Source organism: Rhizobium sp. AN73 (assembly GCF_030757975.1).
GTDB classification, from domain to species: Bacteria; Pseudomonadota; Alphaproteobacteria; order Rhizobiales; family Rhizobiaceae; genus Agrobacterium; species Agrobacterium arsenijevicii.
Genome location: NZ_JARWME010000002.1, coordinates 1,882,734 through 1,905,794, shown reverse-complemented (window position 1 = coordinate 1,905,794; position 23,061 = coordinate 1,882,734). Strand labels below are relative to the sequence as shown.

Here is a 23,061-nt window from a genome sequence, read left to right as displayed (position 1 = left end):
ACCTGTTCCCCCGAGCTTTTTTCTACAAGCCGCTGAACTTCCAAAAACGCCGCCGCATTTTCGGTTCGCGGTTCTATGGCTTTTTTAATACTTGCCCTGCATTGTGATCGCGGTCGACACGGGATTCATGAGATGCAGGAATGAAACGGGCAGAGCCGCAAGCGTTGCACGTCAGCCAGAACGAGCTGCAAGCGATGGCTTACAGCGATCCGCTGACGGGGCTTGGCAATCGTTACCGTTTGCGGGACAAGATCCGCATGCTCGCCAGCGAGCGGTCCAGCGATCCCGCGCCCTTCACGGTCGGCATTGCGAATATAGACGGTTTCAAACCCATCAACGATCTTTTCGGCGTGCAGGCCGGTGACGAGATCCTGTGCCAGGTGGCGCACCGTCTTAAGGCCTGCATTCCCGATGGCGCCGTCGTGACGCGCCATGACGGCGACGAATTCGCTTTCGTGCTGCCGCTGGTGTTCGAGCGCATGGGCGCAGAGCGCATCGGCAACATGATCAAGGACGTGCTTTCGGCCCCTTACGATCTCGGCGACCGCAACGTCCGGCTTTCCTCCTCCTTCGGTTTTGCCATCTACCCCTTTGCCGGCGATGATTTCGAGGATCTGCTGAAAAGCGCCGAGACCGCGCTTTACCGGTCCAAGCGTCGCGGCCGCGGCCAGATAACGGTCTATTCGCGCGAGATTGCGCAGGAGATGAAGCGCGCCACCCAGCTGGAACAGGCTTTGCGAAACGCCATTATCACCGATTCGATCGATGTGCATTTCCAGCCCATCGTCAGGCTGGAAGAGGCGAAGGTCATTGGTTTTGAAGCGCTGGCCCGCTGGAACGACCCCGATCTCGGCTTCGTATCGCCCGCCGTTTTCGTGCCGCTGGCCGAAGAGCGCGGTTTTATTGACGCTCTCTCGGAAGCCCTGCTGCGCAAGGCGGCGGAAGCGGCGCTGTTCTGGCCGCGCGAGCTTTTCCTGTCCTTCAACCTGTCTTCCGCGCAATTGATGGACCCCGGCACGGCGGACAATATTCTCTCTATCCTGTCGCGTGTCGGTCTCGACCCGCACCGGCTGGAGCTTGAAATCACCGAAACGGCTGTCATGACATCCGCCGACACCGCGCAGCGCATCATCAGCGAATTGCAGGGTGCGGGCGTTCGCATCTCCCTCGATGATTTCGGCACTGGCCAGTCGAGCCTTGGCCGCCTGCGCGACTTCACCTTCGACAAGGTCAAGATCGACCGCGCCTTCGTTTCCCGCATCAGCAGCGACCGTCCCTCGGAACATATCATCAAGGCCATCGTCGCCATGTGCGAAGGGCTCGATCTCGAGGTTGTGGCCGAGGGTATCGAGGAACGGGCGGAAGAGGAAAAGCTGCGCGCGCTCGGCTGCGCCATGGGGCAGGGCTATTTCTACGGCCGCCCCGCCGATGCCGCCGCGACCCAGCGTTACCTGCACGAGAATTATCGCGAGATCCTGTCGGATATTCCCTGAGAAGCGAAATGGATGTGAATACGAGGCGGTGGGTGCATCCCCTCCACCCTCATTCCTGTGCTGGTCACAGGAATCCAGCCGACACGCGTCTGCGTGGCGAGAAGAGTCTTTCCAGCCCAAAGACTTGGGCTGGCTAGATTCCTGTTACAAGCACAGGAATGAGGAGGGGGCCTGATACTCCGAGCGGCGCGCCCTGGGTCTTACAGCTTATAGAGCGGCTCGAACCTGCCCTTGACCTCGATCCCCAGCTCGAATGTCAGGCCATGCTGCGGATTGGCGGCAATGGCGTCGTCGCCGAGATGTTCGCGGGCGGAGGTGACGAGAAGGCGTGATGCATCGGGGCCGATGAAGGCCGGGCAGGTCGTCTGTCCCCCCGGCACCAGATATCGTGCAAGGTGGTTGCCGTCCGCATCGTAATGATCGACCGCACCCATGCCCCAGCGGGCGTTCCAGATATGGCCTTCGTTATCGCAGACCGATCCGTCTATGCCGCCGTCGATACCGGCGGAATCGATGAAGACCTCGGCCTTGCCGGATGGGAGGCCCGTCTCTGCGTCGAGCGGTACTCTCATCATCCGGTTGACCTTGGTGTCGACGTAATATCCGGTCTCGCCGTCGGGGGAGAAGCAGATGGAGTTCGGAATGCTGATTTCGGCAAACAGCTTCGTCACGGTTCCCCTGGCGACGTGATAGATGCTGCCAGCGCCGGTTTCCGCATTGCGGCCCATGGTGCCGATCCATAGTGCACCGGAGGGATGCATGCGGCCGTCATTGGAACGGTTGCCGGGGGTGTCCTTTTCCAGTTCCGCATGCAGCGTCAGCACGCCTGTCGCCGTATCACGAATGAAAAGACCGTCATCGGAGGCAATCAATTGTTTGCTGTCGCTGATCTTGGCGAGAGCGCTGCCCATGAAGGGCAGGGCATGCACGGCCTTGCGGCCGGAGGCGAGATGCAGTTCGTGCAGTTCGCGCTCGAGAATATTGAACCACCAGGCGGTGCCGGTTGCCGGATCGAAGGTCGGGCCTTCCCCGAGCATCATCGGCGTTTCGTCAAGCACACGTCCGGCAAAGGGGAAAACGGTTGCCAAGCTCTTATCCTCCGATTGCTGCGTCATAGGCCGAAAGCGTGACGGTGGCGCGCTCGCGCACGTCCGCCGCCGTCATGCCGGGCTTGTAGAGACTGGTGCCAAGCCCGAAAGCAAGGATACCGGCCTTGGTATATTCGGCAAAGTTCTTGTCCGAAACGCCGCCGACGGCGGCAATAATGAGATCCTTCGGCAGGATCGTCCGGATGGCATTGATGCCGGCGGGGCCGATGATACTGGCGGGAAAGAACTTCAGTCCCGTCGCCCCGGCCTTTGCGGCGACCAAAGCTTCGGTCGGGGTCAAAACGCCCGGCATTGTCACCATGCCCTTGACGCGGGCGGCAACGATCACGTCAGCATCGGCATTGGGGCTGACCATCAGCTTGCCGCCGGCTGCGTCGAGGGATTCCACATCTTCCACGCTGAGCACGGTGCCGGCGCCGATCAGGCAATCGGCCGGTGCCATCTTCGCGGCGATTTCGATCGAGCGGAACGGATCGGGCGAATTGAGCGGGATTTCGATGGCGCGGAAGCCGGTCTCGATCAGCGCGCCGACAACGCCCTCGGTTTCCTCGGGCTTGACGCCGCGCAGGATGGCGATCAGCGGATATTTTATGGAAGGGAAGGGAATACGCATAATGTCTCTCTATCCTATTGCCAGATGGCGTTTGCAGCGGCGAGTAATCCGCGCCGCACGGCCTCGTCGGCGTCGATGACTGTATATTGAATCTCGAGGGCTGCGAATGCACCCTCGTAAAGCGCTCCGAGCGCGCCGGAGCCGATCAGCACCACCGGCGTGTCCCGCCGCGCGGTGGAATGCGCGCCGGCGATTTCCAGCCCGATCATGATGCCGGAAAGCTTGGCCTTGGCGTCGGTCGCGGTGAGGCCATGCAGCAATTGCCCGGAGCGCAGCGTGAACAGGCGGTTGGTCGCCAGCTGCGGGTTGGCGTAGATATCGCGCACGGCCGCCCTGAAGGCTTCATGTTCGCCGGTAAAGGCCTCGGCCTCGGCCACCGCATGGGAAAGGATGGTCTGTTTCGAGATGACCTCGAACAGTTCACCCGTCATGAAGGTGGCAAAGCCGGTGACCTCGCTGCCATCGACCGTGACCCATTTGGAATGCGTGCCGGGCATGCAGACCAGCTTCTTGCCGGCACCCGAAGATGCGAGTGCGCCGAGCAATTGGGTTTCCTCGCCGCGCATCACGTCAGGCGCGTTTTGGTCCCGCTGTGCCAGCCCCGGCAGAATGCGCACATCCCGCTCCTGACCCGGCACACGCACCGCGCCGTCAAGAACCGCCGAAAGCGATGCCGGTACGTCGATATAACCGGCCTCGACCCAGCCCTGCCGCGCGCCGGCCATGCCACAGACGAGAACCGGCAGGTTTTCCGGTGCGTCGATGGCATCGAGATGCGATTGCAGAACATCGGCAAAACCGGTCCGCATTGCGGTCGTCATGCCTTCCGCGCTTCTGCGCTCGGCCAGCACTGTGCCGGACCGGCTGAGCAGCCAGAGCCGGAAACTGGTCGTGCCCCAGTCGACGGCGATAAAAGCGGGTTCAGACATTATAATAGGCCTCCGTCTACGATTATGGATTGCGCGGTAATGGCGCTTGATGCCGATGATGCGAGAAACAGGCACGGACCCACCAGGTCCGCAGCGACCAGCGTGCGCTTGAGGCATTGCCGTGCCGTGGTCGAACTGACGGCGTCATCCGTCAGCCACAATTCCTTCTGTCGTTCCGTCACGATCATGCCCGGCAGCAACGTGTTGACGCGGATATTTTCCGGCCCCAGCCTGCCGGCGAGGCTTTTCGTCAGGCCGATGATACCGGCCTTGGCCGTCGCATAGGAGGGAAGTTCGCCCATGTTCAGCAGAAACGAGATCGAGGAAAAATTGATGATGGAGGTGTCCTGCGCCTGCCGCAGATGCGGAAGTGCGGCCTGAACGGTGAAGAACATCTGCTTGAGATTGATGGCCTGATTGGCATCCCAATAGGCTTCCGTCACGGTATCGATGTCGTGGCGGTCGTCCCATGCGGCATTGTTGACGAGCACCTTGATGCCGCCAGTTACAGACGCTGCCGCCTCCACCGTCTGCCGGATCGCGGCGATGTCGCGCAGATCGGCCTTGAAGAAATGGACCGGATGGCGGGCCGTGTCCGCAAGCCGTTGGACGAGCGCCACGCTTGGCTCTTCGGCGATATCGATGAACGCGACCTTCGCGCCCTGCGCCGCAAAAGCTTCCACCAGCGATGCCCCGATGCCGGAGCCGCCGCCGGTGACGAGCACGCCCGCGTCCTTGAGGTCAGGGAAATGGGCTTGCGTCATCGGCATCGTCTCGTCCAGTCAGGGGCTTGATTGTTCCATTATATGGAACTAGATTTTACTAAATGGAATTATTCTCTTGGCCGCAGGCTTATGTCAAGACAGATGACGGTGGATGTTGCCATGCCCGATCTTAAAAAGCCCGATCTTAAAAATCCCAATGGTAAAGAACACGAGGCCGTTCCCGCGCCGGAACGAAAAACGGAAAGCGCGACCGGCACGCTCGGAAAGGCCATCTCGCTTCTGGAGCTTATCGCCTTTGCCGAAAAACCGATGCGCTTTACCGATGTGGTCGAGGCTTGCGGCCAACCGCGCGGTACGGTCCATCGCCAGCTCGCCCATCTCGTCGCCGAAGGTCTCGTGGACCATGCCGCCGACCAGACCTATGCGGTTGGTTTGAGGCTGCTGCAATTGGCTGCCAAGGCCTGGAGCGGTAACGATCTGCGCAGCGTCGCCGCTCCCCATCTGGCGGCGTTGCAGGAGGCGACGCAGGAATCCGTGCATCTTGCCGTTCTGAACGGTGGGCAAGTCACCTATCTCGACAAGATGGAGGGCAGGCATACCTTGCGCATGCATTCGCAGGTGGGCAAGACCTCGCCAGCCTATTGCACGGGGGTGGGCAAGGCCGCGTTGTCCCTGCTCCCTGCCGATGACCTAGCGCAGCTTGCCGCCGGGCTGGACTTCCACCGCTTCACGGAAAACACGATTGTAACCCCGGAAGCGCTGGCGGCGGATGTGGCCGCCATTCGCAGCAACGGTTACGGTTTCGACCTTCAGGAACACGAGATCGGCATTCATTGCGTGGCCGCACCGGTCAAAGCGCCGGGGCGCAATTTTAAAGCGGCAATTTCCGTGACCGGCCCAGCCTATCGCGTGGGTGTGGAACAGCTGCGGAAATGGGCCCCTCTGGTGCGTGAAACCGCCGACAGGATTTCGGCGGAACTTGCCTGCAGATTATCTCCGGTTGCGGATGATTGAGGAAACAAAAGCGTAAAGCTGTGGATTTTCGCCACGGAAACGGCGGATCGAGCGTCGTATTGTGTAAGTTTAATCTTATTTTCGATTATTCGGAATTAAGTTTCAACTTTTGTTTGCATGAATCGTTTTGGTGAGTAACATCCTCACAATTTCCGGGCAAAGGCAGACCTTTGCGGCGGTATTTCTCATTCTCGAAGAACAGCTTCATGCAGAAAACAGAGACGGCCGCCGTTCAGTCGATTGGTGTTGATTGCGTTCGCGAGATCGCCGGTCTGAACACGCAATTCGATATATTCCGGTTTCTGAAACGGCTGACGGAGGCCTGGGAATTCAGGGCCTTCATGGTGCTTGATCTGTCGTCCGAAATGGCAAGCGAGCTGTCGCAATGTACCATCATCACCAGCTGGCCGGCCGAGCTTCTGCAGCGTTATGACGAAGAGGGCATGCTGCAGCGAAGCAGGGTGATGGCGCAGTTGAAGAAATCGACCGCGCCCTTTTCCGTCTCCCTGGAGTTTCTGGTCAAAGGTGACGAGCACGTCACGAAAAAACCGGTCATCGGCTTGTTTGAGCGGTTCGAGATGATCAACTCGGTGTGGTTTCCGGTTCATGACATCACCACGGCGCGGGGAGCTGTCTCCTTTTCCGGCAACAAAACGATCTTGCCCACCAGCCAGCTTGCGGAGCTTTTCTATATTTCCAGCCACATCTTTGCCCGGCTATCTGAAATCCGCCGCCTCGACCTGCGGGTTCCCGAGACGTTGAACGAGCGGGAGATCGATTGTCTGAACTGGACGGCCGCCGGCAAGACCAGTGCCGAAATCGCTGAAATCATGAAGCTGTCGGAACATACCATCAATCATTACCTGAACCGGGCGACGAAAAAACTCGACACGGTCAACCGTACCCAGGCTGTCGCCAAGGCTCTCCGCGTTGGTCTGATTAAATAGCGAAACCGCAACTTTATCATTGTGATAAACGGGTTCCTGGGCGATCCTTCTTTCGAATCACCGGAAAAGGAGAAATCGTTTGCCGGAACGGCATAAGGTAAAAGCGGGGTTTTCTCCGACTGTCGATTGCGCCGTGCTGATAGCCGCTGCCGAAAAAGGCTTTGCTGCCGATGAAGGCGTAGAACTGGAACTTGTCCGAAAACAATCCGCGCGCGCCGTCCTTGCGGCGCTTGGGGAGGATGAAGTTCAGATCGCACATTTGCCCGCCCCGGTTCCGGTCGGTTCCGCGGTTGGCCTCGATGACCTGCCGGCCGATATTGTCGGCGTCTTCACTCTTTCCCTTGGCGGATCGGCAACGACCGTTTCGCACGGATTTTACGACGAGCTTTACCGTGAAGGGCTGAAGCTGCCGGACCCGGCGGCCTTCGGGCGGGCGATGGCCCGTGTCTGCGCCGCACGTCGGGCAGCGGGTGAAAAACCACCGGTATTTGCGGTCGAAGATATCGTGTCCACGCCGTTTTATGCGTTGCGTTATCTGTTCGCAAGCTGCGGTGTGCTGCTCGGCCGCGACATGGAAATCGTCGAAGCCCTGCCGAAGTCGATGCCGGCGCTGCTGAAAAGCGGCAAGGTCGATGCCCTCTGTACCGCCGAACCGGCGGGCAGCGCCGCAGTGCTTGGTGGCACCGGGCGGATCGTCACCACCGGAGCGTTGATCTGGCACAATGCGCCGGAAAAAATACTGGCCGTGAGACGGCCCTGGGCGGAAGAGAACGCCACTTTGCTGGAGGGGCTGCTGCGCGCGCTCTACCGTGCCGGCGAATGGTGCGCCAACTCCGCCAATATCGAGGAACTGACCGGCATCCTCGCCGCGCCCCATTATATTGACGAAAACGGTGAATTCCTGCTTCCGGCGCTGACGGGCTATATTTCCACCTCGCAACGGGACATGCAGCGTTTTCAGGAGTTTTTCGTAACGAGCGCGAAGGCCGCCAATTTCCCGTGGCAGAGCCAGGCCCTGTGGTTTTTCAGCCAGATGTTGCGCTGGGGCGAGGTTTCCGCCGACTGTCGGTTTGATCCTGTAGTGGTGGAGGCGGCGCGCAACGCCTATCGGCCGGATATTTTCCGCAAGGCGATGAAGCCGCTTTTCGTGCCGGTGCCGGGCGCGAACCTGAAGCTGGAAGGCACGTTGCGGGAGCCGATCCACGTCGGCGCGTCGCGCACGGGTCTCGTCCTCGGCCCCGACTGTTTTTTCGACGGTCGCGTTTTCGATCCGGAAACACTTGATATGGACGATGAAATCTGAAACCGGGCGTTAAATCGTCGCTATTGTCGGTCGTATGCGCTTTGGCATTGGCGAAGCGCTCCGGCTTGGCTATGGATGGCGCATAATGCAGCCCGTATCCGGCCGGATGATGTAGCGGAGTAAACATATGGCAGAGGTCAGCAAGCACCAGGTCGAAAAGGCTTTGGAGGCAGTCATCTATCCGGACAGCGGCAAAAGCATCGTGGCGCTTGGCATGGTCTCGGAAATCTTCATCTCCGACGCCAAGGCCTATTTCTCGATTACCGTCCCGGCCGACAAGGCAGCCGACATGGAACCGCTGAGGCTTTCCGCCGAGCGGGCGGCCAAGGGCGTTCCGGGTATCGCCGGCGCCGTCGTTGCGCTGACAGCGGATCGCAAACCCGGCACGCAGCAACCGGCACCGCCGCGTCCTGCCGCGCCTGCCGCTGCAACCGGTCGCCCGGCCGCGCAGCCCGGCTCGTCGAAGGTCGGCGTTCCCGGCGTTGGCGCCATCATCGCTGTCGCCTCGGGCAAGGGTGGGGTCGGCAAGTCCACCACCGCCGTCAATCTGGCGCTCGGGTTACAGGCGCTCGGCCTCAAGGTCGGTATGCTCGACGCTGACATCTACGGCCCCTCGCTGCCGCGGCTTCTGAAAATTTCGGGCCGTCCTAAGCAGCAGGAAGACCGCATCATCATTCCCATGGAAAATTATGGGTTGAAGGTCATGTCCATGGGTTTCCTGGTGGATGAAGAAGCGGCGATGATCTGGCGCGGGCCGATGGTTCAGTCCGCATTGATGCAGATGCTGCGCGAAGTCGCCTGGGGCCAACTCGATGTACTGGTGCTGGACATGCCGCCCGGCACTGGCGATGCGCAGCTCACCATCGCCCAGCAGGTGCCGCTCGCCGGCGCCGTCATCGTCTCCACGCCGCAGGATCTGGCGCTGATCGACGCGCGCAAGGGCATCACCATGTTCCGCAAGGTGGAAGTGCCGCTCCTCGGCGTCATCGAAAACATGAGCTATTTCATCGCGCCGGATACCGGCGCGCGTTACGATATTTTCGGCCACGGCGGGGCAAAGGCGGAGGCCGAGCGGATCGGCGTGCCGTTCCTCGGCGAAGTCCCGCTCACCATTTCCATCCGCGAAATGTCGGATGCCGGAACGCCTGTCGTCGCCGCCGAGCCGGATGGCCCGCAGGCCGCCATCTACCGCGATATTGCCGAAAAAGTCTGGGCGCGCATCGGTGCGGGCGAAAGAAAAGCCGCGCCGAAGATCGTTTTCGAATAGTCCTCCAACCGTGAAGGAAAATCGGCCGGACAGTTGTCCGGCTGAAATATTCTTTTTAAAACAGTATATTAACTGGCGGACACGCCAGAGATGCATTACCTGCAATGCTGTCGCGAGAAAATACTGCTTGATTGCGTCTCGCTTTGGGAGCATAGGCCTGCGCCGTTTGGTTCTTGGTCCGTCAGTTTGGTGGGATGTAAAAAATCCTGCACGTTCCGGTGTTCCCTGAAGTGTCGTCCAAAGGTTTGCCGACCTTGAACAGGATATGTTAAGCAGCATTGCGGCTGAAGCCAGCGATGCGGACCGGAGAAACGGATTGATAAAAGCCTATCGCGCCAATTGCGAGGCGATCAGCCTGTCGCTAGACGACGGCTCCGAACAGATTCCCGACGACATCGTCTGGATCGATCTCGTCAATCCGAGCAGGACGGAAGAGCAGCATGTCGAAAAGCTGCTGGGGCTCGATCTGCCCACCCGTGAGGATTTGAAGGACATCGAACCGTCCAGCCGCCTTTACATGGAGAACGGCAACGTCTTCATGACCGCCTCTCTGGTGTGGAAGGCGGATTCGGATGATGCGCGTCTGACCGATGTCGCCTTCATTCTTGCCGGCAAACGTCTCGTGACAATCCGTTATGCCGAGCCGAAATCATTTCACCTCTTCATCGCCGCCATCACCCGCGTGCCGCACGAGATGCGCAGCGGTACCGCGCTGCTGCTGAAACTGCTCGAAACCATCGTCGACCGCACGGCGGAAATCCTCGAAAATTCGGTGGCCGCCATCGACAATCTTTCCGCCGATCTTCTTGGCAGCCAGGCGCGCAGCAAGCGCAAGGCGCCGCGTTATCTCGAAGACCGGCTGACGAACATTGCCGCCTATCACCGGCTGATTTCGAAGGTTCGCGACAGCCTCGCATCGCTTGCGCGCGTGCAGACCTTTCTGAATACAAGCGCGCAGGTTCAGCAGGACAAGGATGCGCGGGAACAGGGCAAGTCGATCGCGCGGGATATCCAGTCGCTGACCGAACATGCTTCCTTCGTTTCCGGCAATCTGACATTTCTGCTGGACGCCTCTCTCGGCATCATCAATATCGAGCAGAACGGCATCATCAAGATCTTCTCCATTGCCTCGGTCGTGTTCTTGCCGCCTACGCTGGTAGCTTCGATTTACGGAATGAACTTTCAGCTCATGCCGGAGTTGAACTGGACGTTTGGTTATCCACTCGCGCTTGTCGTCATGCTGATGTCCGCAATCATCCCGTTTCTCTTTTTCCGTTGGAAGGGCTGGCTCTAAGGAGCCAGGATCATCATGTCTCAAATCGCAGACAAGGACGTTACCGAGAAACCGGATGCGGACGACAAGCATCAGAACAAGGGGCTTTATGCCGCGATCCTTGGTTCCATCGGCGTCGTTTACGGCGATATCGGTACCAGCCCGCTTTATGCCTTCCGCGAAGCCTTAAAGCCGATCGCTTATGACGGCGTGACGAGGAGCGAGGTCGTCGGCCTCACCTCATTGATGATCTGGTCTTTGACGATCATCGTGACGTTCAAATACATCACGCTTCTGCTGCGTGCCGACAATGACGGCGAGGGCGGCACGCTTTCGCTTCTGGCGCTGTTGATGAAAACGGCGGGCACCCATCGCGGTGTTCTCATCATGCTCGGCCTCATCGGCGCGGCACTGTTCCTTGGCGATGCGATGATCACGCCGGCGCTATCAGTGCTTTCGGCGGTGGAGGGCCTGAAGCTCGTCACGCCGGCCATGGATGAGTTTGTTATTCCGATATCCGTCTGCATTCTCATCGGCCTCTTCGCCATCCAGTCGCACGGCACGGGAACGGTGGCGAAATTCTTCGGGCCGATCACGGCTGTCTGGTTCATCGTCATGGGTCTGGCGGGTCTCATTCACATCGCCGATGACTTCGGCATCCTCTATGCCTTCAACCCCTGGCACGCGGTGGAATTTCTGGCCGATGAAGGCTTTCACGGCTTTATCGTGCTTGGCGCAGTTTTTCTGACGATCACGGGTGCCGAAGCGCTTTATGCCGATCTCGGGCATTTCGGCCGCCGCCCCATCCAGTGGGCATGGTTCTGTCTGGTCTTCCCGGCATTGACGCTGAACTATCTGGGGCAGGGCGCGCTGGTACTGAAAGATCCGGCGGCAATGGCCAATCCGTTCTATCTGATGTTCCCGCAATGGGCGATCCTGCCGGCCGTCATTCTGGCCACGGCGGCCACCATCATCGCCAGCCAGGCGGTCATAACAGGTGCGTTTTCGCTCGTGCGTCAGGCGATCCATCTCGGCTATCTGCCGCGTATGGAAATCCTCTTCACCTCGGAAACCAATACGGGGCAGATCTATCTTCCTGCCGTCAACACCATCCTGCTGTTCGGCGTCGTCGCACTGGTATTCACCTTCAAGAGTTCGGATGCACTGGCCACGGCTTATGGTATTTCCGTCACCGGCGCGATGGTCGTCACCAGCCTGATGTTCTTCGAATTCGTGCGCAAACGCTGGCAGTGGTCGGTCTGGCTGGCAATTGCCGTGCTGGCACCGCTGCTGCTGCTGGAACTGATCTTCCTTGGTGCAAACCTGCTCAAGATCCACGATGGCGGCTACGTGCCGGTGCTGCTGGCAATTGCCTTCACCGTCATCATGACCACCTGGCAGCGCGGTTCGAGAATCCTTTTCGCCAAGACCCGCCGCGGCGATGTGCCGCTGAAGGCTTTCGTCGCTTCGGTGGAAAAGGAAAGCGCCCATGCGCCGGTGCGTGTGCCCGGCACCGCGATTTTCCTGACCGGCGATCCGGAGGCCGCGCCGGCGGCATTGTTGCACAATCTCAAGCACAACCACGTCCTTCACGACAAGAACGTCATCCTGACGATCCGCACCGAGGACCAGCCGCGTGTGCACCATGAAGATCGCTACACGCTGACGAAACTGAGTGATCGTTTTGTCGTGGTCGAACTGCATTTCGGCTTCATGGAAACACAGAACGTCACCCAGGCGCTCGGTTACCTGAGGCGCACCGGCTACAAGTTCGACATCATGTCCACTTCGTTTTATCTCGGCCGTCGCAAGCTGGTGCCGGATCCGAAATCGGGCATGCCGGGCTGGCAGAACCGTCTGTTCATAGCGCTCGCCGAAACGGCCGCCGATCCCTCGGATTACTTCCGCCTTCCGGCCAACCGCGTGGTGGAACTCGGCTCGCACGTCGTCGTCTGACTATTAGAAGGTGGTTACACATTAACGTGAAGCCGCACCCGCGCGCGGCGTTAACCAAGCATCAAGGTTAATAAGAGATTCTCGAACACCTGTAACAAAGTTGGTTGTTGGTGTTCGGAGTGCTGGTTTTGCGTTCGAAAAGAGTAATGCGTCGTCGGTCCTTCGCGTCCCTTCAGGCATGGACCTCGCCCGTCGTCTTCGGCCTTGCCGCCTGGCTCGTTTTTCCTTCCATCGCCGCGCGTGCGGATTTGGCCTCTCTGCTGGCTGGGCTGGACAATGGCGGCGAGCAATGGCGCATGGTGCTGACCGCTTCTCCGGCAGGCTCCGTACATAATGCCTCGCTCACCTTTAATGATGCGGAAGGGGAGGCGGCGCTGCATGGCAGCGGCATGACCCTGCCAAATGGCAGCAAGGTGGCCTTCGTCACCAACAAGAAGGGTGACGAGACGACGCCCGACAGCGAGCGCGTCAACCGCGCCGCCAAGAAGGGCCGCATCGTCGCCACCGAAATCATGCAGCCGCCAAAGGCTTTCACCGCCGGTTCCGTTCTGCAGCGCACCAGCATGCTGGATATAGAGCCGCTGAAGCGCAAGGACCGCACCGCTTTCGTGAAGCCTAAACGCGGCAAGGACGTCGAACTCGCCTCCTTCTATTTCCGCCGTGATGAAAAGAAGGTGGACAAGAGCGTCTCGCCGATGCTGGCGGAACTCATCACCAACAGGACCCCGGACATCCTCGCCACGGCTTACGCGCCGGCCGCACCCGATTTCGCCCGGGAATCGCCTTTCGACGCCATTCTCAAGAAACCGGAGGCTGGACGTTTCGTGCCGCAGATCAGCGGGGAAGACCACGCCTGGGCCGCGACCCCGCTTCCAGCCGAGGTGTTTTCCGCAGCCGAACAGCAATGCCTCGCATCCGGCATCTATTTCGAGGCGCGCGGTGAATCGGTCAAGGGACAGGCAGCGGTGGCGCAGGTCATCCTCAACCGCGTGCGCAACCCCGCTTACCCGAAAACCATCTGCGGCGTGGTCTACCAGAACAAGGACTGGCGCAACCGCTGCCAGTTTTCCTTCGCCTGCGACAATATAAAGGACCGGGTGAATTCCGAACGCCATTGGAAAATGGCGCGCGAAGTGGCCATGGCCACCACCGCCGGCAAGATCTGGCTGACGGAAGTGGGTTCGGCGACTCATTATCATGCGGTCTATGTTCGTCCCGCCTGGGGAAAATCGATGAAGAAGGTCGGCAGGATTGGTCTGCACGTCTTTTATCGTACCTATGGTGGCGGTTGGAGCTGATACCACCGCCAATTTGTCGCAATTTGCGTGTCAAAAATGCCGATTCCCGCGGGAAACATCGCCATCAAACGACGATTTGGCGTTAAGTATCTGTTTTTGCATATTTAATTTGTGTCGAAACAAGCTTCGCCGGTGCCTTGACTAGCGGAGCCCCTAAAACTATGTTGCGCGCGACTTCAGAGCGGGCTGGAACAGGCTTAATCCCCCACCGTTTACAACTCCAAAGGGTTCTGGCATGGCTGGAACGGAGAAATTGGGTGGGATTTTAAGATGACTGGCAACCGTGACGATAGTCTGGACGAGCGTCGCAAGCGCCTTGCCGAAGAGTTGGCAAAGGTGAAGGCGGAGGATGAGGCGGAAGTGAGGGCGGAGACCAACGCTGCGGAAAACCGGAAAGGTTTTGCGATGGCGGTGAAGCTCTCATCGGAGTTCATTTCGGCCATCGTGGTCGGCGCTATGCTGGGTTATCTTCTGGACTATTTTGTCGGCACGACACCGTGGGGGATGATCGTTCTTCTTCTTCTCGGTTTCTGCGCAGGCGTATTGAATGTGTTGCGCTCGGCGGGCGTGGTGGCAAAGCCGCCGCTGCTTGAGAAGGCCAACAAGCAAGACGAGGGTGGAAAAGACGGCGTTTAAGCTGTTTTTTCTTGCAGTTGAGATGCCGCGCGGGCGCGGCGACAGGTAAAGAGGGCAGCCGGTGGCAAACGATCCGACCCATCAGTTCTTGGTGCAGCCGATCATTCCGATCGAAATTGGCGGCGTCGATTTTTCCTTCACCAATGCGTCGCTTTTCATGGTCGCGACCGTGGCTGCCGCTTCTGGTTTCCTTTATTTCGCGACGTCGAACCGCGGTCTTATCCCGACCCGCATGCAGTCCGTCGCCGAAATGTCCTATGAATTCATCGCCTCCATGCTGCGCGAAGGCGCTGGCAAAAAGGGCATGGTATTCTTCCCCTTCGTCTTTTCGCTGTTCATGTTCGTGCTGACGGCCAACCTGCTTGGCATGTTCCCGTATTTCTTCACGATCACCAGCCAGATCATCGTCACCTTCGCGCTTGCCTGCCTCGTCATCGGCACGGTCGTCGTTTATGGTTTCTACAAGCACGGTCTGCATTTCTTCGGCATTTTCGCCCCGACGGGTGTGCCCAAGGCGCTTTTGCCTCTGGTGTCGGCCATTGAAATGATTTCGTTCCTGTCGCGTCCGATCAGCCTCTCCGTTCGTCTTTTCGCGAACATGCTGGCCGGCCACATCACACTCAAGGTTTTCGCAGGCTTTGTCGCCTCGATGAGCGCTCTCGGCGCTCTCGGTGTCGGCGGCGCTGTCCTGCCTTTGCTCATGACGGTCGCCATGACCGCTCTCGAATTTCTCGTTGCCTTCCTGCAGGCTTATGTGTTCGCGGTACTGACTTGCATGTACCTGAACGATGCCGTGCATGGTGGTCACTGAGAAGTAAAGTCGCTGGCCCCGGCAACGGGCGCCAAAAAATAGCCGCAACAACCTATATCTCAAGGAGTCTCACATGGAAGCGGAAGCAGCAAAGTACATCGGCGCAGGTCTCGCATGCCTCGGCATGGCTGGTACGTCCCTCGCACTCGGCCGTATCTTCGGTGATTACCTCTCCGGCGCACTGCGCAACCCCTCTGCTGCCGACAGCCAGTTCGGCCGTCTGGTATTCGGCTTCGCCGTTACGGAAGCTCTGGGCATCTTCTCGCTGCTCGTAGCTCTTCTTCTCCTGTTCGCTGTCTAATAACAGTTCAGGTTCTGGATCACGGCTCGCGCTAATGGCGTGCCGTGATCCTTCGCATTTGCAGTCCCCCTGGAGGTGAGCATGTTCGTGACCGAGGCTTATGCCCAGTCAGCACCGACCGTAGGTGAAACGCATACGGAAACTCCGGTCGTCGGCCAGCCGCAACCGGAAGCCACGCACACGGAAACCGGTGTAGCGCACGGCGCCGAACACGGTGCTTCCGGCGTATTTCCGCCGTTTGACCACACTACTTATGCATCGCAGCTTCTGTGGCTGGCGATCACGTTCGGCCTTTTCTACTTGCTCATGCAGAAGGTCATCGTTCCTCGCGTCGGCGGCATTCTCGAAAACCGTCATGGGCGCATTGCACAGGATCTCGATGAAGCGGCGCGGCTTAAGAACGAAGCCGACGTAGCCGTCGAAACCTATGAAAAAGAACTCGCGGCAGCCCGCGCCAAGGCAAGCTCGATCGGCTCCGCGGCACGTGACGCCGCCAAGGCGAAGGCCGATGCCGACCGCGTCGCAATCGAGGCTGGACTTGCTGAAAAGCTCGCCGCCGCCGAAAAGCGCATTGCGGGCGTCAGGGATCAGGCATTCGCTGATGTCGGCGCTATTGCCGAGGAAACCGCGACCGCGATCGTCGACCAGCTGGTTGGCGCCAAGGTCAAGGACACCGACGTCAAGGCCGCCATTGCTGCCGCTTCTGACTTGAAGGGAGCCTGATATGGCGTTTGATGCATCATTTTTCGCTCTCGTCGGTCTTGTCCTTTTCTTCGTCCTGATCGCCTATCTCAAGGTTCCGGGCATGCTCTCCAAGTCTCTGGACGAGCGCGCGCAGAACATTCAGGACGAGCTGGCCGAAGCCAAGCGCCTGCGTGAAGAGGCCCAGCATCTGCTGGCCGAATACCAGCGCAAGCGCAAGGAAGCCGAAGCGGAAGCCGCAGGCATCCTCGCGGCCGCCGAGCGTGAAGCCGCCGCCTTTACGGCCGAAGCCAAGCAGAAGACGGAAGAATTCGTCGCCCGCCGCACGGCCCTGTCGGAACAGAAGATCAAGCAGGCCGAAGAAGACGCCATCGGCGCCGTTCGTGCCGCCGCTGTGGATATCGCCATTGCCGCTTCCGAGAAGCTCATTGCCGAAAAGACCACCGCTGCCGCAAAAGCCAAACTTTTCGCCAACACCATCGGCGAAGTGAAGTCGAAGCTGAACTGAGATTTATCTCGGACCATTCAAAACCCCTCCGGCTCCCGCCGCGAGGGGTTTTTTGTTTGCGTTGATGAGGCTGGATGGAGATACGGAACAGTTAGCCATCAGAACGGCGAAGCTCGCTGCAGGAGTTCCGGCCGAGCCTGTTGGGTCGGGTCGCAAGGTCACAGAGCTTGGCATCGCTTTGGCCTCAGCTTCCTCTTGCCTGATATCCAATTGCGTTGTTGCTTTGCGCCAGAAGCGGACATGGCTACGCATATATTGGTGACGAAATCCCCGAGAGCGAAACAAGGCTGGCTCCGTTACTGCTAGTTGCACTGCCACCATTCTGCTATACGAAGAGCTATTTTTGATGGTGCACGACGGGTTGGGATGAAAAAGAAGGACAAAGGAATTGCCGATCTCCCGTCCATACGGGAACTTTCAACTGCACTGTCTGCCGCGCGAATGGTTCGGAGCCTAGCAAACCTAGCTCTCAAAGCGGGTCTTGGCGGAGAAAAGACGAGGAAAATCGTGGACAGCGCGGATCAGTTTCTTGCCCAATCGGACATCCTTCTCCTTCCCGACCGATTCAACGCCGCATTCTCAGAACGGGGCTGGCTTGCGACGTCGTCAATGTCGGTGGATGCTATGCGCGCTGCTTTGACCAAGCATGACGAGGGCGATGCGGATACGGGGGAAGAGATCATACTCGACTGGGTACTTGATCGCGAGACCATCAATCTCTTCGCCATCACCCGCAGCAAAAGTTTTGGAGACGTCCACGGTCGGTGGCATCAGCTACGCGAAGCACTGGCGTTGACTACAGAAGGCCGGTACTGGTCAGCGGTTCCTCTAGTACTGATCGCCTGCGATGGTTTTGCGTCGGACGTGCTCGGAACCTCACCATTCGAGAAGAACGTGGACCTGAGCGCGTTCGATTCCGTAGTGGCTCACCCGTCGTCGCTTCCTGCGGCGATCGCACGGATTACAAAAGGGGTGCGCAAGTCGAGCGACGATATTCTTTCGTTACCGCTCCGGCATGGCATCCTTCACGGCCGCTCGCTGGGCTATGCGAATCGTGCTGTCTGCGGAAAGGCGTGGATGCTGATGATTGCGCTGGTGGACTGGGCTGTGGACAAACAAGACGAGGAGGCTCGACGGGCCAAAGATGACGAGCGACGATCCATGAACTGGGCCGGTATCTCCGCAACGCTGGAGAAGAACCAGGCTGACAAGGCAGCTATCGAAGCGTTTGTTCCCCGCCGCTGGGAAGGACCGCTCCTAGCAGGAATTGCAGAAGACGAGCCTCCCTTCGCGTTTCGGGAGTTCTTCGCTGGCTGGCAGAACCGGAATTTCGGTATCATGGCAAAACGGGCTGTCAATATGACGCGGCAAAAGCACGCACATCTCGCAGGTCGCATGCGAGCGGATGAGGAGCATATAAAGCTCATTGATTTCGAGATTCTCTCGGTGTCTCAGACAACAGTTGCTCGAGCGGAAGCGCGCATTCGAATGAATGGCCGGAAGCAGAAAGGTGATGTTGGCGGCGAATTTCTAGTCTTGGCTTTCAATCACACAGCCGATGGTCACATTGCAATGCCTACCGATGAAGGCACCTGGCAGGTCCAGCAGGGGTGCATGTTTGACTTAATGCACGAGCGTACGATCGATAAGCGCAATACTTGAGTGATTGCGCGAGATTTGTCGTACTCGACCTAAACCCAAGCTCGCCGCGATCACTCCTGCTTCAGCGGCCTGAAACTCATTCTGTGCAGCGGGCAGGGGCCGTGGCTTTCGATGGCGCGAAGGTGGGCGGGTGTGCCGTAACCGGCATGGCCTTCGAAACCATAGGACGAATGCACGACGCCGGCTCGTTCCATCATCCGGTCGCGAGTCACTTTGGCGATGATCGAGGCGGCGGCGATGGAGAGGGAGCGGGAATCGCCCTTGATGACGGCCTTGGCTTCGCAGGTGATACCCGGTGGCTTGTCGCGGCCGTCGGCCAGCACGAGGGCGGGGGAGGTTTCGAGACCAAGCACGGCGCGGCGCATGGCGTCGAGGCTGGCGCGCAGAATATTCATGGTGTCGATCAGGCCGGGGCCGGAGGAGGCGACGGAAACGATCGACGTTTCCATGATCTGCAGGAACAGGCGTTCCCGTTTCAGCTTGGTCAGCTTCTTGGAATCGTCGAGGCCTTTTGGGATATTGTCGGGATCGAGAATGACCGCCGCCGCGACCACCGGCCCGGCCAAGGGGCCGCGGCCAGCCTCATCCGTGCCGGCTACGGGCCAGAGGCCCTTCTTTCTCGCTTCCAGTTCGAAGGAGAAATCCGGTCCGGTATCGGCAAGATCAAAGAGAGCAGGAGAATCGGGTGCGGTGCTGCGTTTCATGCGGCTGAAACTCGCACACACACCCGATCTCCTGCAAGCCCCCGGAAGCGGGCGATGACGGGCGCGGCCAGCCGGTCAAGGGGCGTGGCCGACCGTGCCCCTTAGGTCGTCATGACCTTTGATCCTCCAACGGGGCGGCGGAGGAAAAACGATCGCACGCGAGGCGGCGGATCCGGGGGGAATGTCCGACGGGCCAGGGAAAACCCGCCGGGCATTTCGTCAAGAGCAGGGCCCTGTCAAAGGGCAGGGCCGTCACTCTTTATTGGCAAGCACCGCCGGTTATCGGCCGCGCGCACAATGCTGCGCCTTCGATCCAGCAAGCGGGGTAATTTTCAAAGCAGCGACAATTGCACGCCTGTACCACCCGGCGGCACGAAGAGATCGTCGCGCAGATGAATGCCGCGGCGGATGAGGCCAAGCCGTTTCGTCGCCATCTCGAAACGCCGGCCGATCTGCCAGGCATAGGGACCGGCGCCCTTCATGCGTTTTCCGAATTCCGCATCGTAATCCTTGCCGTCGCGCATGGAGCGCACCAGCGACATGACATGCCGGTAGCGATCCGGGTAATTGCGCAGCAGCCAGTCGCGGAAGAGGGGACTGACCTCCAGCGGCAGGCGCAACAGCACATAGGAGGCTTCGCTGGCGCCAGCGGCCTTGCCGGCTTCCAGAACGCGTTCGATCTCATGATCGTTGAGTGCCGGAATGACGGGCGCCATCATCACTGCCACGGGAATACCGGCATCCGTCAGGGTCTTGATGGCTTCCAGCCGTTTGTCGGGGGTGGCGGCGCGCGGTTCCATGCTGCGTGCCAGCTTGCGATCCAGCGTCGTCACGGAAATACCCACCTTGGCGAGCCCCTTCCTGGCCATCGGTGCCAGAATGTCGATATCGCGTCTGATCAGGGCCGATTTGGTGACGATGGCGACGGGGTGGTCGGCCTTCGCCAGCACTTCCAGTATCTGCCGCATGATGCGCCATTCACGCTCTATTGGCTGATAGGGATCGGTATTGGTGCCGATGGCGATCACACGCGGCTTGTAGCCGGGTTTCGCCAGCTCCCTTTCCAGCAGCTTGGCCGCATCCGGCTTGGCAAACAGTTTGGCCTCGAAATCCAGCCCCGCCGAGAGCCCCATATAGCTGTGCGTGGGGCGGGCGAAGCAGTAGATGCAGCCATGCTCGCAGCCGCGATAGGGATTGATGGAACGGTCGAAGGGAATGTCGGGCGATTCGTTGCGGGTGATGATGCTGCGCGGCTTTTCCACCTGCACTTCGGTGCGGAATTCCGGCAGCTCCTCGAGAGTCTGCCAGCCATCATCGAACACCTCCCGCTGCAGCGCCTCGAAGCGGCCGCCCGGATTAATCCCGGCACCACGTCCGCGGCGACGGTCGATCTCGATACGCAGGCCCGATGCATCGGCCAGCGCATTGGCAATATCCGGCGTATGGCTCGGCTGGAAGGCAGCCTGCCCCGAAAGCGTATGGTCTCTCATCTGGATGCTCCCAGGGTGCCGCGCGCCTCTCAAGGCACGTCCAACGCCCTAAACCGTTTCCGCTCGAACCGGCGTTTCATCGCCCTCTCGAATGATTAAATTCCTACTGCACAAATGAGAACAATACAAGAACAAAAATAGCAAATCGATATTTGTCCCATCAGCGACTGATGTGTGGTTTTCTCAATCCAGCCTGAAAGCCAGGCGTCGTCGGGTACTGATTATCGCGGATTTTCTCACGATGAGCGGAGTGGCAATTTATTGTGCGATGCGTTAGAGCTATGCATATGTTGACAGTCATAATGGAATGCCGGGATCAGGAACCGGAACTGGCGCATACGCTGTCTGCGCTTGTAACCGGGGCCGTGGAAGGGCTGGTAAGCGATGTGGTGATCCTCGATCACGGTTCGCGCGATGGATCGTCGCGCGTCGCCGATGCTGCCGGTTGCCGTTTTTATGAGCAATGGGATATTGAAGATGTCATGCGTTCAGTGCGCGGGCATTGGATACTGCTGGTCGAGCCGGGCGCTCGTCCGCAGAGCGGTTGGATCGAGGAGATTCTCGAATATGTGACGGTGTGTGCGGAGCCTGCGCGTTTCTCGCCGTCCCGTTACCACAAACGGCCGTTTTTCAGCCGGATAGTGCGTCGTCAGCCGCCGCTGGAATGCGGTTATCTGATGCCGAAGAAACATGCTGTGGCGATTGCGAAATCCGGCATGGGCCTGACGCAGCTCGTCCATGCGCAAAAGCCGCGCCGCCTGAATGCGGAACTGGTTCCGGCCTGGACGGCCCGCCCCTCGAACTGACCTGCCATAAAGACGATGCCGCCGTGCCTAGCCGGCGGCGAGCACCTTGCCGGGGTTCATGATGCCTGCGGGGTCGAAGGCGTGTTTGATGCGCCGCATCAGTTCCATTTCGATGCCGGGCCGGATGGCGGCCAATTCGTCGCGCTTCAACTGGCCAATGCCGTGTTCGGCGGAAATAGAGCCGCCGAGCGACAGCACGATGCCGTGCACGATCTCGTTCATATCCCGCCAGCGGCCGATGAATTCGGCTTTATCCGCACCAACAGGCTGGGAAATATTATAATGGATGTTGCCATCGCCGAGATGACCGAAGGCGCAGACGCGGGCGCCCGGAATGGCGGCGAGAACCGCCTTTTCCGCCGTCGCCATGAATTCCGGTATTTTTGATACGGGTACGGAAACATCGTGCTTGATCGATCCGCCTTCCGGCTTTTGCGCATCCGACATGCTTTCGCGCATGTGCCAGAGTGCCTGACGCTGCGCTTCCGATGTCGCGATCACGGCGTCTTCAACCAGCCCGGCCGAAAAACCGCGCTCCAGCAGCGATTGCATCATCGTTTCGGCCGTTTCAGCCAGATCGGAGGTGGAGATATCGATCAGCGCGTACCAGTCATGCGGGTTTTCCAAGGGGTCGCGCACGCCGGGAATATGTTTCGCGGTAAATTCGACGCCGATGCGCGGCATCAGTTCGAAGCCGGTCAGCGCCGTGCCGCAGAGGTTGGAGGCCATTTCGAACAGCTTCAGCGCGTCGTTAGTGGAGCCAAGCCCGGCGAAACCCACCTGATGGCCGAGCGGCACGGGGAAAAGCTTCAACACCGCGCCGGTAATGATGCCGAGCGTACCTTCCGAGCCGATGAAGAGATCGCGCAGGTCGTAACCGGTATTGTCCTTTTTCAGCCGCCGCAGCCCGTCCCAGATTTCGCCTGTTGGCAGCACCACTTCCAGCCCGAGGCAAAGCTGGCGCATGTTGCCATAGGCCAGAACCGCAGTGCCGCCGGCATTGGTGGCCAGATTGCCGCCGATGCGGCAGGACCCCTGCGAACCGAGCGACAGCGGGAACATCCGTTCAACGGTTGCTGCGGCCTTGTGAATGTCATCGAGAATGCAGCCGGCATCCGCGACGATGGTATTGGCGACGGGATCGATGTCGCGGACGCGGTTCATGCGCTCAAGCGAGAGGATGATGTCGGTTCCGTCAGCACGCGGCGTCTGGCCGCCGACAAGGCCGGTATTGCCGGTCTGCGGCACGATGGGCGTGCCGGTCTCGCTGGCGAGTTTCAGGATGGCCGCAACCTCATCGACCGAACCGGGCTTGAGCAGCAGCGGCGAGGCACCACGGTAAAGCCCGCGATTTTCCACAAGGCGCGGTGCCATTTCTGCGGCGTCGCGCACCGCGTTCTTCTCACCGACAATAGCGGTGAAGCGGTCGAGGATGTCGGAGGAGGGGGCTGCGGTCGTGGTCATCGTCATGGGCTGCGTCTCGCTGTCTTTTGAAACATGGGCGAAAGGGTTGA

Annotated in this window: 22 protein-coding genes; 15 read left to right on the top strand and 7 right to left on the bottom strand. The window is 59.5% G+C overall.

Translation table 11 applies throughout. The features are described from left to right. Window positions 1-140: 140 nt before the first annotated feature. Window positions 141-1,493: a bifunctional diguanylate cyclase/phosphodiesterase gene (locus RBH10_RS19380; protein WP_045018362.1), complete on the top strand. Its 1,353-nt coding sequence runs from the start codon at window positions 141-143 to the stop codon at window positions 1,491-1,493. A 200-nt stretch (window positions 1,494-1,693) separates the two neighbouring features. On the opposite strand, the gene RBH10_RS19375 is transcribed toward RBH10_RS19380, so the two are convergent. From RBH10_RS19375 to RBH10_RS19360, 4 genes are read right to left on the bottom strand one after another with little or no spacing between them, the layout of a single operon-like run. Beyond that, window positions 1,694-2,581, bottom strand: a complete 888-nt coding sequence (locus RBH10_RS19375) for an SMP-30/gluconolactonase/LRE family protein (protein WP_281036084.1) — start codon at window positions 2,579-2,581, stop codon at window positions 1,694-1,696. A 4-nt stretch (window positions 2,582-2,585) separates the two neighbouring features. Continuing rightward, window positions 2,586-3,215 carry a 2-dehydro-3-deoxy-6-phosphogalactonate aldolase gene (locus tag RBH10_RS19370; protein ID WP_281036085.1) on the bottom strand — a complete coding sequence of 210 codons (630 nt, stop codon included), beginning with the start codon at window positions 3,213-3,215 and terminating at the stop codon, window positions 2,586-2,588. Window positions 3,216-3,229: 14 nt separating this feature from the next. After that, a complete protein-coding gene (locus RBH10_RS19365) occupies window positions 3,230-4,144 on the bottom strand; it encodes a 2-dehydro-3-deoxygalactonokinase (RefSeq protein WP_281036086.1) in 915 nt (304 codons plus the stop codon). Beyond that, window positions 4,144-4,914 carry an SDR family NAD(P)-dependent oxidoreductase gene (locus RBH10_RS19360; protein ID WP_281036087.1) on the bottom strand — a complete coding sequence of 257 codons (771 nt, stop codon included), beginning with the start codon at window positions 4,912-4,914 and terminating at the stop codon, window positions 4,144-4,146. Before RBH10_RS19360 ends, RBH10_RS19365 begins: the two co-directional genes overlap by 1 nt. Before the next feature lie 84 nt (window positions 4,915-4,998). Here RBH10_RS19360 and RBH10_RS19355 point away from each other — a divergent pair, with 84 nt between their 5' ends. From RBH10_RS19355 to RBH10_RS19295, 13 genes are all read left to right on the top strand, one after another. Then, the gene (locus tag RBH10_RS19355) at window positions 4,999-5,883 is read left to right on the top strand and encodes an IclR family transcriptional regulator (protein WP_281036088.1); all 885 of its coding nucleotides are present in this window, start codon (window positions 4,999-5,001) and stop codon (window positions 5,881-5,883) included. A gap of 206 nt (window positions 5,884-6,089) precedes the next feature. Next, entirely contained in the window at window positions 6,090-6,830 is a 741-nt protein-coding gene (locus RBH10_RS19350) for an autoinducer binding domain-containing protein (protein WP_281036089.1), read from the top strand. Between the two features lie 79 nt (window positions 6,831-6,909). Continuing rightward, the gene (locus tag RBH10_RS19345) at window positions 6,910-8,133 is read left to right on the top strand and encodes a CmpA/NrtA family ABC transporter substrate-binding protein (protein WP_306180764.1); all 1,224 of its coding nucleotides are present in this window, start codon (window positions 6,910-6,912) and stop codon (window positions 8,131-8,133) included. A gap of 127 nt (window positions 8,134-8,260) precedes the next feature. Continuing rightward, the gene (locus RBH10_RS19340) at window positions 8,261-9,400 is read left to right on the top strand and encodes an Mrp/NBP35 family ATP-binding protein (RefSeq protein WP_281036090.1); all 1,140 of its coding nucleotides are present in this window, start codon (window positions 8,261-8,263) and stop codon (window positions 9,398-9,400) included. Window positions 9,401-9,716: 316 nt separating this feature from the next. After that, entirely contained in the window at window positions 9,717-10,694 is a 978-nt protein-coding gene (gene corA, locus RBH10_RS19335) for a magnesium/cobalt transporter CorA (RefSeq protein WP_281037344.1), read from the top strand. Between the two features lie 15 nt (window positions 10,695-10,709). Beyond that, the gene (locus RBH10_RS19330) at window positions 10,710-12,629 is read left to right on the top strand and encodes a potassium transporter Kup (RefSeq protein ID WP_045018349.1); all 1,920 of its coding nucleotides are present in this window, start codon (window positions 10,710-10,712) and stop codon (window positions 12,627-12,629) included. 146 nt (window positions 12,630-12,775) lie between these two features. Then, entirely contained in the window at window positions 12,776-13,927 is a 1,152-nt protein-coding gene (locus RBH10_RS19325) for a cell wall hydrolase (protein ID WP_281036091.1), read from the top strand. A gap of 270 nt (window positions 13,928-14,197) precedes the next feature. Further along, window positions 14,198-14,563 (top strand): AtpZ/AtpI family protein, encoded by a 366-nt coding sequence (locus RBH10_RS19320; protein WP_045018345.1) that lies wholly within the window; start codon window positions 14,198-14,200, stop codon window positions 14,561-14,563. A 61-nt stretch (window positions 14,564-14,624) separates the two neighbouring features. Next, on the top strand, window positions 14,625-15,374 hold the full coding sequence (locus RBH10_RS19315) for a F0F1 ATP synthase subunit A (RefSeq protein ID WP_045018343.1): 750 nt from the start codon (window positions 14,625-14,627) through the stop codon (window positions 15,372-15,374). A gap of 73 nt (window positions 15,375-15,447) precedes the next feature. Continuing rightward, entirely contained in the window at window positions 15,448-15,675 is a 228-nt protein-coding gene (locus RBH10_RS19310; RefSeq protein WP_003494147.1) for a F0F1 ATP synthase subunit C, read from the top strand. Window positions 15,676-15,756: 81 nt separating this feature from the next. After that, complete coding sequence (locus tag RBH10_RS19305) at window positions 15,757-16,398, top strand: F0F1 ATP synthase subunit B (RefSeq protein WP_281036092.1); 642 nt, start codon at window positions 15,757-15,759, stop codon at window positions 16,396-16,398. Window position 16,399: 1 nt separating this feature from the next. Further along, window positions 16,400-16,885, top strand: a complete 486-nt coding sequence (locus tag RBH10_RS19300; RefSeq protein ID WP_045018338.1) for a F0F1 ATP synthase subunit B — start codon at window positions 16,400-16,402, stop codon at window positions 16,883-16,885. A 366-nt stretch (window positions 16,886-17,251) separates the two neighbouring features. Continuing rightward, complete coding sequence (locus tag RBH10_RS19295) at window positions 17,252-18,547, top strand: hypothetical protein (RefSeq protein WP_281036093.1); 1,296 nt, start codon at window positions 17,252-17,254, stop codon at window positions 18,545-18,547. 50 nt (window positions 18,548-18,597) lie between these two features. Here RBH10_RS19295 and RBH10_RS19290 read toward each other — a convergent pair whose 3' ends face one another. Together RBH10_RS19290 and RBH10_RS19285 are read right to left on the bottom strand one after the other, a co-directional pair. Continuing rightward, window positions 18,598-19,251, bottom strand: a complete 654-nt coding sequence (locus tag RBH10_RS19290) for a ribonuclease HII (RefSeq protein WP_281036094.1) — start codon at window positions 19,249-19,251, stop codon at window positions 18,598-18,600. 332 nt (window positions 19,252-19,583) lie between these two features. After that, a complete protein-coding gene (locus tag RBH10_RS19285) occupies window positions 19,584-20,741 on the bottom strand; it encodes a PA0069 family radical SAM protein (protein ID WP_281036095.1) in 1,158 nt (385 codons plus the stop codon). A 287-nt stretch (window positions 20,742-21,028) separates the two neighbouring features. On the opposite strand from RBH10_RS19285, the gene RBH10_RS19280 reads away from it, so the two are divergent. Continuing rightward, window positions 21,029-21,547 (top strand): glycosyl transferase, encoded by a 519-nt coding sequence (locus RBH10_RS19280; RefSeq protein WP_045018426.1) that lies wholly within the window; start codon window positions 21,029-21,031, stop codon window positions 21,545-21,547. A gap of 27 nt (window positions 21,548-21,574) precedes the next feature. Here the strand turns inward: RBH10_RS19280 and RBH10_RS19275 are convergent, their stop codons facing one another. After that, window positions 21,575-23,011, bottom strand: a complete 1,437-nt coding sequence (locus RBH10_RS19275; RefSeq protein WP_306180954.1) for an FAD-binding oxidoreductase — start codon at window positions 23,009-23,011, stop codon at window positions 21,575-21,577. Between the last annotated feature and the right edge of the window lie 50 nt (window positions 23,012-23,061).